This window comes from Reyranella massiliensis 521 (genome assembly GCF_000312425.1).
Classification (GTDB): Bacteria; Pseudomonadota; Alphaproteobacteria; order Reyranellales; family Reyranellaceae; genus Reyranella; species Reyranella massiliensis.
This window is the reverse complement of record NZ_HE997181.1, coordinates 4,279,313-4,294,025: the sequence shown is the minus strand read 5'-3', so window position 1 is coordinate 4,294,025 and position 14,713 is coordinate 4,279,313. Positions and strand designations below refer to the sequence as shown.

General features: G+C 66.9%; 14 protein-coding genes and 1 riboswitch. Of the genes, 10 read left to right on the top strand and 4 right to left on the bottom strand.

The features are described 5' to 3' along the window. Nucleotides 1-3: 3 nt before the first annotated feature. On the bottom strand, nt 4-1,017 hold the full coding sequence (cobD, locus tag BN60_RS20925) for a threonine-phosphate decarboxylase CobD (protein ID WP_020698100.1): 1,014 nt from the start codon (nt 1,015-1,017) through the stop codon (nt 4-6). On the opposite strand from cobD, the gene cbiB reads away from it, so the two are divergent. Next, on the top strand, nt 1,016-1,990 hold the full coding sequence (gene cbiB, locus BN60_RS20920; protein WP_020698099.1) for an adenosylcobinamide-phosphate synthase CbiB: 975 nt from the start codon (nt 1,016-1,018) through the stop codon (nt 1,988-1,990). The two genes, cobD and cbiB, sit on opposite strands and share 2 nt — an antisense overlap. Here the strand turns inward: cbiB and BN60_RS20915 are convergent. Beyond that, the gene (locus BN60_RS20915) at nt 1,974-3,464 is read right to left on the bottom strand and encodes a cobyric acid synthase (RefSeq protein ID WP_020698098.1); all 1,491 of its coding nucleotides are present in this window, start codon (nt 3,462-3,464) and stop codon (nt 1,974-1,976) included. The genes cbiB and BN60_RS20915 overlap by 17 nt on opposite strands. Beyond that, nucleotides 3,464-4,075, bottom strand: a complete 612-nt coding sequence (cobO, locus tag BN60_RS20910; RefSeq protein ID WP_020698097.1) for a cob(I)yrinic acid a,c-diamide adenosyltransferase — start codon at nt 4,073-4,075, stop codon at nt 3,464-3,466. The genes BN60_RS20915 and cobO overlap by 1 nt, the downstream gene beginning before the upstream one ends. A gap of 151 nt (nt 4,076-4,226) precedes the next feature. Here cobO and BN60_RS20905 point away from each other — a divergent pair, with 151 nt between their 5' ends. The 9 genes from BN60_RS20905 (at nt 4,227) to cobJ (ending at nt 13,977) form a co-directional block, all read left to right on the top strand. Further along, the gene (locus BN60_RS20905; RefSeq protein WP_020698096.1) at nt 4,227-4,856 is read left to right on the top strand and encodes a HupE/UreJ family protein; all 630 of its coding nucleotides are present in this window, start codon (nt 4,227-4,229) and stop codon (nt 4,854-4,856) included. Between the two features lie 44 nt (nt 4,857-4,900). Then, nucleotides 4,901-5,094: riboswitch (cobalamin riboswitch) on the top strand. 126 nt (nt 5,095-5,220) lie between these two features. Continuing rightward, complete coding sequence (locus tag BN60_RS20900) at nt 5,221-5,850, top strand: HupE/UreJ family protein (protein WP_020698095.1); 630 nt, start codon at nt 5,221-5,223, stop codon at nt 5,848-5,850. 13 nt (nt 5,851-5,863) lie between these two features. Then, nucleotides 5,864-6,247 (top strand): DUF1636 family protein, encoded by a 384-nt coding sequence (locus BN60_RS20895; protein ID WP_020698094.1) that lies wholly within the window; start codon nt 5,864-5,866, stop codon nt 6,245-6,247. Continuing rightward, entirely contained in the window at nt 6,244-7,278 is a 1,035-nt protein-coding gene (gene cobW / locus BN60_RS20890; protein WP_020698093.1) for a cobalamin biosynthesis protein CobW, read from the top strand. The genes BN60_RS20895 and cobW overlap by 4 nt, the downstream gene beginning before the upstream one ends. Nucleotides 7,279-7,282: 4 nt before the next feature. Beyond that, nucleotides 7,283-10,606, top strand: a complete 3,324-nt coding sequence (cobN, locus tag BN60_RS20885; RefSeq protein ID WP_020698092.1) for a cobaltochelatase subunit CobN — start codon at nt 7,283-7,285, stop codon at nt 10,604-10,606. 9 nt (nt 10,607-10,615) lie between these two features. Next, on the top strand, nt 10,616-11,854 hold the full coding sequence (gene cobG / locus BN60_RS20880; protein WP_083856221.1) for a precorrin-3B synthase: 1,239 nt from the start codon (nt 10,616-10,618) through the stop codon (nt 11,852-11,854). Beyond that, entirely contained in the window at nt 11,847-12,479 is a 633-nt protein-coding gene (locus BN60_RS20875; protein ID WP_020698090.1) for a precorrin-8X methylmutase, read from the top strand. The genes cobG and BN60_RS20875 overlap by 8 nt, the downstream gene beginning before the upstream one ends. Further along, complete coding sequence (locus BN60_RS20870; protein WP_020698089.1) at nt 12,476-13,234, top strand: precorrin-2 C(20)-methyltransferase; 759 nt, start codon at nt 12,476-12,478, stop codon at nt 13,232-13,234. The genes BN60_RS20875 and BN60_RS20870 overlap by 4 nt, the downstream gene beginning before the upstream one ends. Beyond that, a complete protein-coding gene (gene cobJ / locus BN60_RS20865; RefSeq protein WP_020698088.1) occupies nt 13,231-13,977 on the top strand; it encodes a precorrin-3B C(17)-methyltransferase in 747 nt (248 codons plus the stop codon). The genes BN60_RS20870 and cobJ overlap by 4 nt, the downstream gene beginning before the upstream one ends. Here cobJ and BN60_RS20860 read toward each other — a convergent pair. Then, nucleotides 13,947-14,702 carry a cobalt-precorrin-6A reductase gene (locus BN60_RS20860; RefSeq protein WP_020698087.1) on the bottom strand — a complete coding sequence of 252 codons (756 nt, stop codon included), beginning with the start codon at nt 14,700-14,702 and terminating at the stop codon, nt 13,947-13,949. The genes cobJ and BN60_RS20860 overlap by 31 nt on opposite strands. Between the last annotated feature and the right edge of the window lie 11 nt (nt 14,703-14,713).

Genomic DNA, 14,713 nt, shown 5'->3' with positions numbered 1-14,713 from the left:
TCCTCAATCGTTGAAGCAGGCGCCAAGGCGCTCGAAGGCATCGCCGCTGCCCGGCAGACCGAAGCGCAACCATGTCGGTTGTTGCCGGAAGCTCCTGACATGGATGCCGCGACGGCCAAGCCGCTCGACCATGGCCGGCGCTTCGGGATGCCTGGCAAGGCAGAAGAGGGGCGTGCCGCCCAGAATGACAAAACCGGCTTCGATGAGAATCTCATCGAGCCGCTGGCGATCCACCGTCAGGCGCTCTGCCGTCGCGCTCAACCAGGCATCGTCGTCGAGCGCCGCCCGGCCGATCTCCAGCGCCGGGCCCGAAACCGCCCAGGGGCCGAACTCGCCGCGCAGCTTCTCGGCGAGTTCGTGGCCGGCGATGGCGAAGCCCAGGCGCAGGCCGGCCAGGCCGTAGGTCTTGCCGAAGGACCGCAGCACGACCGTGCGCGGCGGCAGAGCCCCGGCGAGGCTGCAGGCGGGCGCCAGGAGATCGATGAACGCCTCGTCGACCACCAGCAGCTTGGATGGAGACGGTAATTCGTCGGGGGCCAGGAGGCGGCCCCTTGGATTGTCGGGATTGACGACGACCGCGACCTCGGCGTTCGCCGCTTGATCGGGATCGGTGACGGTAGAGACTTCATGGCCTTGCCGGCGCCAGCAGACTTCGTGCTCTTCGTAGGTTGGGCCGAGGATGGCGACCCGGCTGGGCGGCAGGAGGCGCGGCAACGTCTGGATCAGCGCCTGTGTGCCGGGGGCGGCGACGATCGTGGCCGGGTCCGGCACGCCATAGCGGCGTGCAGCCGCGGCAATCAGCGCTTCCTCCTGCGCCGGCGTCGGCAGCCGCGTCCATGCCTCTGCGGATAGCATCGGCATCGGATAGGGCACGGGGTTGATGCCGGTCGACAGGTCGATCCAGGGCTCCGGTGCGTCGGGAAAACGGGCACGGATCGCGGACAGGTCGCCGCCATGTTCGACCCTTTGGCTTGGCCGTTTTCCGGGTGCGGGCGTCATGTTAGGCAGAGCATTCATGTTCGCCAGTCTCGCCCTTGTCGCCGTCGCCATCGAAGCGGCCGTTGGATATCCCGAGCCGCTCTATCGTGCGATCGGCCATCCAGTGACCTGGATCGGGCGGCTCATAGCATGGGCCGACGACGTGTGGAATTCACCCACGGCCTCGTTCGAGCAGCGCCGCGGGATGGGCGTCGTCCTCCTTCTCGTGCTCCTGGGGGCGAGCATCGCCGCGGGCGTCTTCGTGGCGGACCTGCTGGAGGACATCTTCGACGATCTCTTCGCTACGCTGTTCTGCGGTCTGTTGGCGAGTTCGCTGCTCGCGCAACGGAGCCTCGCTGCGCATGTCGGGGATGTCGCGAGCGGACTCGACGAGCATGGGCTCGCCGGTGGGCGCAACATGGTCTCGCGCATCGTTGGGCGCGACACCGAGGCGCTCGACGAAGCCGGCATCTGCCGTGCAGCGATCGAGAGCCTTGCCGAGAATTTTTCCGACGGCGTCGTGGCGCCGCTCTTCTGGCTTGTCGTGGCCGGCTTGCCGGGGGCGCTGGCCTACAAGGCAGTCAACACGGCCGATTCCATGGTCGGCCACAAGTCCGATCGTTATCGCGCCTTCGGCTGGGCCTCCGCCCGCTTCGACGATCTGGTGAACCTGCCGGCTTCGCGGCTGGCAGCGCTCTGGCTGATCGTGGCGGCGTCGTTGCTGCCGGGCTGTTCGCCCGCGAATGCTATGGCAGCCGTGCGTCGCGATTCACGTCATCACCGATCGCCCAATGCCGGATGGCCGGAAGCCGCGATGGCGGGCGCCCTAGGCATCCGGCTCGCCGGGCCGCGTGTCTATGGCGGCGTGACGGTCGACGATCGTTGGATGGGCGACGGTCGGGCCGAGCTGACCGCCAGCGACATCCGCGCCGCGTTGCAGCTCTATCGCACGGCCTGTGGCGTCCAGATTGGGGTCATCGCTCTGCTGGCGGCGATCATCGTGTTGATGTGAGGTCCGGCACTCTCGCCAGCGCATAGAGCCGGTCGAGATCCATGTGCTGCTCGATGTGCTCGGCCAGGCGGTCGAGCGTGGTTTCGATACCGGCATCGTAGTCGAAGTCGGTGCTGGCCGCGCCGATGCGGTGCAGCCAGTGGCGACGCTGCCGGTCGTCCGCCAGCAGACCGTGGATATAGCATCCGGCAATCCGTCCGCTCACGTCGACGGCGCCGTCGCGGCCACCGCCGTCCAACGCCAGAAGTGGCCGCGCAGCGCCGGTCGTGCGGCCGATATGCATCTCGTAGCCTTTGAAGGGCGCACTCTCCGCTTCTGTGTGCCCTGTGACTTCGACCAGGACCTTGTCGCCGCCCAGCACGGTCTCGACATCGAGCAGGCCAAGCCCGTCGACGCTGCCCGGCGGCCCTTCGATGCCCTCAGGGTCGGCGATATGGCGGCCGAGCATCTGGTAGCCGCCACAGATGCCCAGCACGTGCCCGCCGCGGCGCAGGTGAGCGCGCAGATCGATGTCCCAACCGGCGGCACGGAGCGCCGCGAGATCGGCGATGGTCGCCTTCGAGCCCGGCAGGATGACAAGTGCGGCATCGCCGGGGATCGCTTCGCCCGGACGGACGAACACCACGTCCGTTCCGGACTCCTGCCGCAGCGGATCGAAGTCGTCGAAATTGGCGATGCGTGGGTAGGCGAGCACGGCGATGCGAACTGCGCCATCGGCAGCGCGGAGGTTGTTCGGCAAGCCAAGCGCATCCTCGGCCGGCAGCCGGTGGGCGTCCTGAAAGAAGGGGACCAGTCCCAGCGCCTGCCATCCCGTGTGCCGTTCGATCAGCGTCATGCCGTCAGCGAAGAGTGCCGGATCACCGCGAAAGCGATTGACGACAAAGCCCACGATCATTGCGGCATCGGCAGGATCGATGACCGTCTTGGTGCCGACCAGGCTCGCGATCACGCCACCACGGTCGATGTCGCCGACCAGCACGACGGGCACGTTGGCGGCGCGGGCAAATCCCATGTTGGCAATGTCGGCGGCGCGCAGGTTTACTTCCGACGCCGAGCCGGCGCCCTCGACCAGGAGGAGATCGGCTTCGGCGGCGAGCTTGTCGAAGCTTTGCAGCACGGCGCCCAGCAGCGCCGGCTTCATTGTCTGGAATTCGCGTGCCTTGGCATTGCCGACAACCCGGCCCTGCACCACTACCTGCGCGCCGACATCGCTCTGGGGTTTCAGGAGGACCGGGTTCATGTGGACACTGGGCGCGACGCCAGCGGCGCGCGCCTGCAATGCCTGTGCCCGTCCGATCTCGCCGCCGTCGGCCGTGACAGCGGCGTTGTTCGACATGTTCTGCGGCTTGAACGGCCGCACCTTGAGGCCGCGCCGCGTATAGGCGCGGGCAAGGGCCGCGACCAGCAGCGACTTGCCGACATCGGAGCCCGTGCCCTGGATCATCAAGGCACGCGCAGCAGGCCGATCCTTCATCAGAACTCGATGCCTTCCTGCGCCTTCACGCCGGCCGCGAAGTGATGTTTCACCAAGGTCATTTCGGTCACTAGGTCGGCGGCTTCGATGAGCTCGGGTTTGGCGTTGCGGCCGGTAACAACGACATGCTGATCGGCACGTCGCGCCCTCAGGGCGGTCACGACCTCGGCGATGTCGAGGTGGTCGTAACGCAGAGAAATGTTGAGTTCGTCGAGCACGATGAAGCGGATCGACGGATCGGCCATCAGCTCCAGCGCCTTCGCCCAGGCACGCCGGGCAGCCGCCACGTCGCGTTCGCGGTCCTGCGTTTCCCAGGTGAAGCCTTCGCCCAAGGTATACCACTGCACCTGATCGCCGAATCGTTCGACCGCGAACCGCTCGCCGGTTTGCCAGGCGCCTTTTCCGAACTGCACGACACCGCAGCGCAGGCCGCGGCCAAGGGCACGCAGCAGTAAGCCGAATGCCGCCGTCGATTTACCTTTGCCCTTGCCGGTGTGAACGACGAGGAGGCCCTTCTCGACCGTCTTGAGTGCAACTTCTTTGTCTTGAATGGCCTTGCGATTGGCCATCTTGGCTTTGTGACGAGCTTCTTCATCTTGTTCGATGGTCATGATGGCCTGCTGTGCGATGGGAGCGCAGAATGATCGGGAGGACCCGCGACAGCAAGGTGGGCCAAAGATTGTTGACGGCCCTTGGCTATCGCCCTTATCAAAATGGACGACAGTGGGTTTGGGAAGACTCGCTGCAAAAAGCGGGGAGGTCATGTCGGCATCGGTCCGTTGGGTGGGCGTGCTGTCGGCCGTGTTCATGGTCGCATTTCAAGGCAACGCCCTCGGCCAATCGGCCGGCGACGAAGAGCTGCCGCGCACCTTTGTCGAGGGGTTGGCTTCGGGCGTCGGCGATCCGATTTTCGAGTATTATCATTTGGCCGCAATTGTCGGCATTGGCGTCCTGGCGGGTATCGCTGCGCGAGGACTCATTCCGCTGCTGGCCTTCAGTGCGGCATCGATCATTGGCGTCGCCATCCAGATCAGCCCCGTTACGCTTCCCTTCGATGAGGCCATCGTTGCCCTGACGACCATCGGTATCGGTGCGCTGGTCGTGCGGCGGCAAACGATGCATCCGCAGATTGCATCCATTCTTTTCGCCATTGCCGGGCTCTTCCACGGTTACTCGCTGAGTGAATCGATCTCTCAGGCGCCGACGGCGCCGCTATTGGCCTATATCGGCGGCATGCTCCTGGTGCAGATTGGCGTTGGCACCATTGCCTGCGCTCTCGCAATCAAGATCTCCGGTCAGCCGACGCAGCTCAAGAAGCTGACCGTTATCGGCGCCGTCGTGACCGTGGCAGGTGCGGTCGCTGCCGCCAACTCGCTCGGCCTCTTTGGCTGACGGTTGTTGCGGCTCGATTCCCGTTGACGACGCTTCACCGCGGCCCGTATCAAGCGCGGGACGGTGCCCCGCAAGGGGATCAAAAGGGAACACGGTGAAGGGCATTTCGCCCTAATCCGAGGCTGCCCCCGCAACTGTAATCGGCAAGCCGAAGGCCTTGATACCACTGGGAAACCGGGAAGGTGGCCTGAGGCGGAGAGCCGAGAGCCAGGAAACCTGCCGTCGAAAGTGCCGCATCCGAGTCCTGGCGCGGGGAGCCGCCGGGAGCGAGGTCCACCCGACATCCGGTCCTGACCGGAGGCGGGCTCCGTCGGAGACGGCAGCGAGACGAGTCCCGTTGGGCTCGCGACGACGGAGGCAGGCGATGACGACCCCGATTCGGCGAACGACCATTCTGGCGGTGCTTGCCGTGCTCGTTTGGCAGGCGCCTGCCTACGCACACCATCCGATGGGTGGAGAAATGCCGCAGACCTTCCTGCAGGGCCTGTTGTCGGGCCTTGGCCATCCCATCATTGGTCTCGATCATCTTGCAGCCATCGTCGGTGTTGGCGCGTTGGCGGGGATCGCACGCCGCGGCGTTGTCCCTGTTCTGATCTTCAGCGCCGCCATGATGGCGGGCGTTGCGCTGCATCTCGCCCGGGTCGATCTGCCGGGCGGCGAACTCCTGGTTGGTCTGGCAACACTGGCGATCGGCGCGCTCCTGATCTTGCGTGTCGCGATCTCGCCGGCCCTTGCTGTGCCTCTGTTTGGCGTTGCGGGCTTGGTACACGGCCATGCGCTTGGCGAATCGGTCGTCGGTGCGGAACCTACGCCGATCGTCGCCTATCTCGTGGGGCTCTTCATCGTGCAATCCGCGATCGGACTCGGCGCCTGCGCCCTGGCTCAGCACCTCACCATCGATCGGATCCGTACATCGGCGCTTTCAGCGATTGGCATTGTCGTCGCACTGATCGGCGGTGCGGTCGCTGCCCAGGCGGCTGGTCTTACCGTCTGATCGGAATCACGCCATGACGATTTTATCCACGCTCTATGTCTGCGTGACCTGTCGCGGTGGCGGCGAAGCATCTGCCGGCGAACCGCGGTCCGGGGCGCGTCTTTTGGCGGCGGTGGAACGGGGATCGGCCCAGGCGGGAACGAACCTCTCCGTTGTCGGCGTCGAGTGCCTGTCGAATTGCTCGCGGAGCTGCAGCGCGGCCGTCGCTGCTCCCGGTAAATGGACCTATGTGATCGGCAATCTCGATCCCGAGCAGCACGCCTCGGACATTCTTGCGTTCGCCCGCCAGCATAGCGCCCATGAATTCGGACTGCCGGTGTGGCGCGAGCGGCCCGAGCACATCCGCAAGAACACGATTGCGCGCGTTCCACCGATGCCCCTGAAGGAGTCTCCATGAGTACGCTTGCCAAGGTGCCATGCACCATCGTCACCGGCTTCCTCGGGGCCGGAAAGACGACATTGGTCCGGCACGTGCTGGAGAATGCCGGCGGCCGCCGCCTGGCGGTGATCGTCAATGAGTTCGGCGATGTCGGAATCGATGGCGAGATCCTGAAGGGCTGTGGTGTTGAAAGTTGCCCGGAAGATGCGATCGTCGAACTGGCGAACGGCTGCCTCTGCTGCACTGTTGCCGACGATTTCGTGCCGACGCTCAAGGGGCTGCTCGACCGTCCTCAGCCGCCCGAGCATATCGTGATCGAGACGTCGGGACTGGCGCTGCCCAAGCCATTGTTAAAGGCGTTCAACTGGCCCGAGATCGCTTCGCGCGTCACCGTCGATGGCGTCGTGGCGGTGGTCGACGGCGCTGCCGTGGCCGCCGGCCGCTTTGCCGACGATCCGGAGGCGATTGCCCGCCAGCGCGCGGCCGACGACTCGCTCGATCACGACAATCCCCTGGAGGAAGTGTTCGAGGACCAGCTTCTCTGCGCCGATCTCGTCATCCTGAACAAGGCCGACCTCATCGATGCCGGCGAGAAGAAGTCCGTCATCGACCAGATCGGCAAGACCTTGCCGCGCGCCGTCGCGCTCGTCGAAGCGCATAACGGCAAGGTGCCGGTCAGCGTGCTGCTGGGGCTCGGCGCCGCGGCGGAAGCCGATCTCGAGGCGCGGCCGTCGCATCACGATCTCGAAGGCGAGCACGACCACGAGGATTTCGACACCTTCATCGTCGACCTGCCGGCCTTCGCGTCGCCGCAGCAGCTCGTCGACCGCATGGTGAAGGCGGCCGAAACCCACGATGTGCTGCGCATGAAGGGATTCGTCGAGATCGACGGCAAGCCGATGCGGCTTCTCGTACAGGGCGTCGGCGCGCGCATTCAGCATCAGTTCGACCGCCGCTGGCCGGATGGCAAGCCGCGCCAGGGCCGCCTCGTCGTCATTGGCGAAAAGGGTTTCGATCAGGCGGCGATCCGGGCACTTCTCGCAGGCTAGCAAGATGCATGTCCTGGCGACCGAGCTGGCGGGTCTCGAAGAGGTCGAGACTGCCATCGACCTCGGCCAGTCGCCGGCAGAGATCGTCGTTCTGTCCTTTTCCGACAGCGACCTCTCGGCCCTGGCGGCGGCGTGGCGCCATGACGCCGATCTGCTGCCGACGCTGCGGCTCGCCAGCCTGAAGAAGCTCAGGCATCCGATGTCGGTCGATCTCTATGTCGATCGCGTCTTGTCCGATGCCCGGCTCGTCATCGTACGCGGCCTGGGTGGTCTCGATTACTGGCGCTACGGGTTCGAGCATATCGGCGACCTGGCGCGCGACAGAGGCATGCTGTTCGCAGCGCTGCCGGGCGACGACCGGCCAGATCCGCGCCTTGCCGCCGTCTCTACCTTGACCTCGGACAAGCTGGCCGACCTCGACGCCTACTTTCGCGCGGGTGGCACGGAAAACCTGCGCCAGGCGCTGCGTTTTGCCGCCAAGCTGCTGGGCCGCAACGTCGAGCCACAGCCGCCCAGGCCGGTCGGCCCGCTTTCCGTCATCGGGTCGCCGACCGATGGCCGACCGGCGGCGATGGTCGTGTTCTATCGCGCCAATCTGATGGCGGCGGATATGGCGCCCATCGAAGCGCTGTTACAGGCCCTCGACCGAGAGGGGCTCTCGGCCTTCGGCGTCGCTGTCGGCAGTCTCAAGGATCCCGCGATCCAGCGCGACCTCGCGCGGCTCATCGGAGAACGCAAGCCGAGGGTGATCCTCAACACCACGGCCTTCTCGGCGCTGCGCCAGGACGAGACGACCGTGCTCGATGCCGCCGATGCGCCGGTGCTGCAAGTCGTGCTGTCGGGCAGCACGCGCGAAGCATGGGAAGGCTCGCCGCGTGGTCTTTCGCCTTCGGACCTGGCGATGAACGTCGTCCTGCCCGAGCTCGACGGCCGGTTGCTGGCGCGCGCCATTTCGTTCAAGGCCGAAACGGCAGTCGATCCACGCCTCGAATTTGCAAGTGTGCATCACGCACCTGATGCCGATCGCGTCGATTATGTCGCGCGGCTTGCTGCGGCCTGGGCCAGACTCGGCACCAAGCCGCGCCGCGACCGCCGGCTGGCGCTGATACTCTCCGACTATCCCGCCCGGGGCGGTCGTACCGGCTATGCCGTTGGCCTCGACACGGCCGCCAGCGTGATCGAGATCCTCACGCTGTTGCGCGATGAGGGCTACGATGTCGGCGTCGGGCAGTGGCAGCCGGCCGATGTCGAGCGGCTGCTGGCAGGCGCCGTAGATCACATCGAGATTCCGCTGGTGCGCTACAGGGAGTGGCTCGCCGATCTGCCGCCGAGCCTGCAGCGCGATCTGGCGGAGACATGGAGCGAGCCGGCGCAGGATTTCCGACTGCCGGTGCTGCGCTGTGGCAAGGTGCTGGTTCTGCTGCAGCCCGACCGCGGCACGAATCTTGATCGCAAGTCGGGCTATCACGACACGAGCTGTCCGCCGAACCATGCCTACGTCGCGCTCTATGCCTGGCTGCGCGAGCAAGAGCGCATCGACGCGCTGGTTCATCTCGGCACCCACGGCACCCTGGAATGGTTGCCCGGAAAGGCGCTGGCGCTATCGGCCGAGTGCTGGCCCGAGGCGGTACTGGGAGCGTTGCCGGTCATCTATCCCTTCATCGTCAACAATCCCGGCGAGGCGGTGCAGGCGAAGCGCCGCCTGGGCGCCGTCACCATCGGCCATCTAACCCCACCGCTCAGCGCCGCCGGCCTGCACGGCGCGCTGGCCGAGATGGAAAGCATCATCGAGGAATATGCCGCGGCCGACGGACTCGATCGCCGTCGTCTGCGCTTCCTCGAAGAGGAGATCGTGGAGTGTGCCTGGAGCAACGGGCTCGCCGGCGAATGCGGCTTGGTGAAGGACGAGCCAAACCGCCAAGCCATCGCCAAGCTCGATGCGCAGCTTTGCGACATCAAGGAGCTCAGCATCCGCGACGGTCTGCATGTGTTTGGCCGTACGCCGGACGAAGCAAGGGTGAACGCGCTTGCCCAGGCGACAGGGCAGGAGGCGGCGGTGCGTGCGTCCGCCGGGCGGGAGCGCAGCGCGTTGATCGCGGCCCTCGACGGCCGGCGTGTTGCGCCGGGGCCTGCCGGCGCCCCGACGCGTGGCCGCGCCGACGTGCTGCCCACGGGGCGCAATCTCACCTCGATCGATCCGCGCGCCATCCCCACCCGGACGGCCGCTGCCATTGGCACGCGCGCGGCGGCGGAAGTGGTGCGGCGCTACCTGCAGGACCACGGCGACCATCCGCGCGCGCTGGTGATCGATCTCTGGGCCTCGGCGTCGCTACGGACGGGCGGCGACGATCTCGCGCAGGCGCTGGCCTATCTCGGCGTAAAGCCCGCCTGGGATGCGGTGTCCGGCAGGGTCACGGGCATCGAGGTGATGCCGCTCGCCACCCTCGACCGGCCCCGCATCGACGTGACCCTGCGCATTTCCGGCCTGTTCCGCGACATCTTCGAAGCGCAGATCGCGCTGTTCGATATGGCTGTGCGCAAGGTGGCGGCGCTGGACGAGCCGGCCGAAGACAATCCGCTCGCCGAAGCTCATCGCAAAGGCGAGGACCTGGCGCGGGTCTTTGGCTCTGCGCCCGGAAGCTACAGTGCGCAGGTAGCCGACCTGGCGCTCGATGGCGACTGGCGCACGCGGGCCGACCTGGGCGAGGCCTATCTTGCCACCGTGACGCACGCCTATGGCGGTGCTGAAAGCGTGCGCGACGCCGGCGAAGGATTCCGCAGCCGCGTCTCGGAGGCGGAGATCCTGGTGCATCCGCAGGATGATCGGGAGCGCGATATTCTGGACGGCGATGGAGTCGCCGATTTCGCCGGTGGCTTTGCCGCGGCCGCGGCCCTGCTGGGGAATGAACCCGAGCTTTATCATCTCGATACCAGCCGGTCCGAGCAGCCCAAGGCGCGGCGTCTGGCCGAGGAAATCGCGCGCATCGTGCGGGGGCGGCTCACCAATCCGCGCTGGATCGGCGGCATGCTGGAGCATGGCCATCGCGGCGTGGCGGAGATCGCCCAGTCGGTCGATGCGCTCTACGCCTTCGCCGCCACCGCCGACGCCGTGCCGGCACCGCTCTTCGATGCGACCCATGCGGCCCTGATCGCGGACGAGGCGGTTCTGGACGCCATGATGGCGCGCAATCCGGCCGCGGCCGCCGCCATTGCAGGGCGGCTGCGCGATGCGCTGAGGCGTGGTCTCTGGGTAACGCGGCGCAATGCCGTGGAGCGCGAGCTGGTGCGGGCAATCGGGCTTGCGGACCCCGCGCAGGCGGTTGAATAAGACCGGACAATGAACATGGCAGCGGCCATAGAAGCCAGAAGCGACGTAAAGGGATGGTGTCCCGGCGTTCTGCGACCGATGCAGAGCGGCGACGGGCTGATCGTGCGCGTGCGTCCGCGCGTCGGTGCCTTTTCGCTCGACGAGGCACGGGCCCTGGCCGATCTCGCGGGGCGGTTGGGCAACGGCCACATCGACCTGACGCGCCGCGCCAATCTGCAGATCCGCGGCGTCGAAGCAGATGCCTTGTGTGAGCTGCAGGCCGCCCTCGGCCAATTGGGGCTCGTAGACAGGGACGCCGAAACGGAGGCGGTGCGCAATGTCATGGTGGCGCCGCTTGCCGCGGCAGGATCGGACGTGCGCCGGATCGCGATGGCGGTGGAAGCGCTGCTTGCCAGCGATCGACGCTTGCTCGACCTGCCGACGAAGTTCGGTCTTTCCATCGACGAAGGTGGCCCGGTTTCCATTGCCAGCGAGCGCGCCGACATCTGCCTGCGCGCCGTTGGCGATGAATTCGCGGTCGGTCTCGATGGGCGCGAGGGCATGCGGTGGCTCGGGACCTGTGCACCCGATGCTGCACTGAACGTTGTCTCGACGGCAATGCACGCCTTTCTCGATTGCGCGCCGCACCGCCGGCTGCGTGATCTGCCGGGAGCGGATTTAGCCAGAGTGCAGGCGGCCGTGTCGCCGTTGCTCTCCAAGCTGCCGTCCTTCGAGACGATCGGAGGTCGCGTTCTTGGCCTCGTCCAGAATGCTGTCGGCATTGCTGCGCCATTTGGCCGTCTCGAAGCAACCCAGCTCTGCCGTCTCGCCGATCTCGCGACAATGGCGGATGCGCGCGAACTCCACTTGTCGCCATGGCGTACGATCTATGTGACGGTTCGCGATGCCGCGGCAGGCCGTGCGCTGCTCGATGGCGCCGAGGCCATTGGCCTGATCGTGCGCGACGACGATCCCGTGCTGCGGATCGAAGCCTGCCCTGGTGCGCCGGACTGCACGTCGAGCAGCGTCGATGCGCGCGGCGATGCCCGGCGCCTGGCCGGGCTTGCCTCGGCAAAGGGTTTCACCGGCTCCCTCCATGTCTCGGGCTGCGCCAAAGGATGCGCGCGGTCGGCGCCGTCGGACCTCGTGCTGGTGGGCGATGGCGGTCGATACCACTTGATCCGTCATGCAACGACGCGGGGGCCAGCCGAACGGTCGGTCGATGCCGACGATCTTGCTTCTGTGTTCCCGGAGAACGCCTATGGTTGAGCCGCGCGACTACATTCGCGACGGTGCGGAGATCTACCGGCGCTCTTTCGCGATCATTCGTGCAGAGGCCGACCTCAGCCGCTTCGATGCCGTCGAGGAACGCGTCGCGGTTCGCATCATCCATGCCTGTGGCATGCCCGAGATTGTGCGCGACATCGTCATGTCCGAAACCTTCGCCCGTGATGCGCGACAGGCCCTGCGCAACGGTGCCCCCATCCTGTGCGACGCCAAGATGGTGGCCAACGGCATCACGCGGTCGCGCCTGCCTGCCCGGAACGATGTCATCTGCACCCTCGACGATCCCGCGGTGCCGGAGCTTGCGCGGAAGATCGGCAACACGCGCTCGGCGGCGGCGATGGACTTGTGGCGCGACCGCCTGGCCGGCGCCGTCGTGGCCATCGGCAATGCGCCGACGTCGTTGTTCCGCCTGCTCGAAATGCTCGACGCCGGCGCGCCCCGGCCCGCGGCCGTGATCGGTCTGCCCGTCGGCTTCGTGGGAGCAATGGAATCCAAGGAAGCGCTGGCGGCCGATGCTCGCGTGCCGTTCCTGGTCGTGCGCGGCCGCAAGGGCGGCAGCGCCATGGCCGTGGCAGCCGTCAACGCGCTCGCCAGCGATATCGAATGACAAGCCTCGACAGTCTCGCCGGCACGGCCAGCGCCGGCACGCTCTACGGCATCGGCGTCGGGCCGGGCGACGTGCGCTATCTCACCCTGCGCGCTGCCGGATTGGTGCGCGCCGTCGATGTCGTCGCCTTCTTCGCCAAGAAAGGTGCGCAAGGTAACGCCCGGCGCATCGTGGCGCCCTTGATGGGCGAGGGCCGGACGGAACTGAGGCTCGAATATCCGGTCACCGACGAAATCCCGGCCAGGCATCCCGACTACCAGAGTCAGATTGCGGGCTTCTATCGCGAGTCGGCGGAGCGACTGGCTTCGCTTTTGAAGCAGGGGCGGTCGATTGGATTGATCGCCGAGGGCGATCCCTTCTTCTACGGCTCCTTCATGCATATGTGGCGGCGGCTGGCGACGGATTTCCCGGTCGAGGTCGTGCCGGGCGTCACCGGCATGTCGGGCTGCTGGACACGCGCCAACCTGCCGATCACCTGGGGCGACGACACGCTTGCGGTACTGCCGGGCACGCTCGACGAGACACAGCTTGTCGATCGCTTGCGCCTGACAGACGCCGCGGTGATCATGAAAGTGGGCCGCAACCTCGGAAAGGTGCGACGCGCCGTCGAGGCAGCCGGCCTGCTGTCGCGTGCCGTCTATGTCGAGCGCGGCACCATGCAGGATGAGCGCATCCTGCCGTTGGCCGAGTGCGGCGAACCCGCAGGTGCCTATTTTGCGATGATCCTGATCCCCGGGCAGGGGAGGGCGCTGTGACCGGCTCGCTCGTCGTGGTCGGCACGGGGCCGGGCAAGGTCGACCTCATGACGCCGGCAACACGCGCCGCTCTCGACCGGGCCACCGATCTCGTGGGTTACGGTCCCTATCTCGATCGAGTTCCGGTGGGCCGCGCCGATCAATGCCGCCATGCTTCGGACAACCGCGTCGAACTCGACCGCGCGCGCCACGCGCTGGAGCTGGCGGCGGCGGGCCGGCACGTCGCCGTTGTCTCGGGCGGCGATCCCGGCGTCTTCGCGATGGCGGCGGCGGTATTCGAGGCCGTCGAGGCCGGCGATCCGGTGTGGCGCACGCTCGACATCAAGGTCGAGCCCGGCGTGACGGCCATGCTGGCGGCCGCGGCAGAAGTCGGAGCGCCTCTCGGTGGTGATTTCTGCGCGATCTCGCTGTCCGACAATCTTAAGGGATGGGCGACCATCGAGCGGCGTCTGGCGGCGGCGGCGGAAGGCGACTTCGTGATCGCGCTCTACAATCCCGCCTCCAAGGCACGGCCGCATCAACTCGGTCAGGCCTTCGACCTGCTGCGCAAACTGAAGGATGCCGCCACGCCGGTGCTGTTCGTGCGGGCGGCGGGAACGGCTGAGGCCAGGGTCGTGGCGACGACGCTTGGCGACGCCGATGCCTCCGTGGCCGATATGCGGACGCTGGTGATCGTCGGTGCCAGCACCACACGACAGGTCGGCCGCTGGGTCTACACGCCGCGCAGCGAGCGCCGCACATGATCGAGCCACTGAACGGTCTCGTTCGGGCTGTTCACGACATGGCCGGCAGGCTTGTCGGGCCGGGCGATCATGACCACCGGCAGGCCGAGGGCGCGGGCGGCCGCGATCTTGGCGTAGGTCGGATCGCCGCCGGCATTCTTGGAGACAACCACGTCGATTCGCTCGTCGCGCATCAGCGTCGTTTCGGCCGCGAGGTCGAAGGGACCGCGCGCCTGGAGCAACACCAGGTCGGGCGGCAGCCGCTTGCCTTTGGGCGCATCGATCAGGCGCGCCAGATAGTGGTGCTGCGGCGCGACCGCGAAGACGGGCAGCTCCTGGCGACCGATGGTGAGGAACACGCGGCGCGGCGTATCCCCCAGCACCATCGCAGCGCTTTCGGCGCTCGAGACGTGTTGCCAGCGGTCGCCAGCCTGTTCGGTCCACGGCGCACGAGTGAGCGACGCAAGCGGCAGGCCGGTCTGGCGGCAGGCGGCAACGGCATGCGCCGACATCTGCGCGGCATAGGGATGCGTGGCGTCGACGACCGCCTCGACCTTTTCGGCAGTGAGAGTGCGCACCAGACCCTCGATGCCGCCGAAGCCGCCGATCCGCGTCGGCAAGGACTGTGTCGCAGGCGCAGACGTGCGGCCGGCGAGCGACAGGGTCGCCTCGAAGCGGGTGTCGTTGGCCAGCAGCCGGGCCAGCGCCGCCGCTTCCGTGGTGCCACCGAGAACGAGAATGCGCATTGCAGGATCAA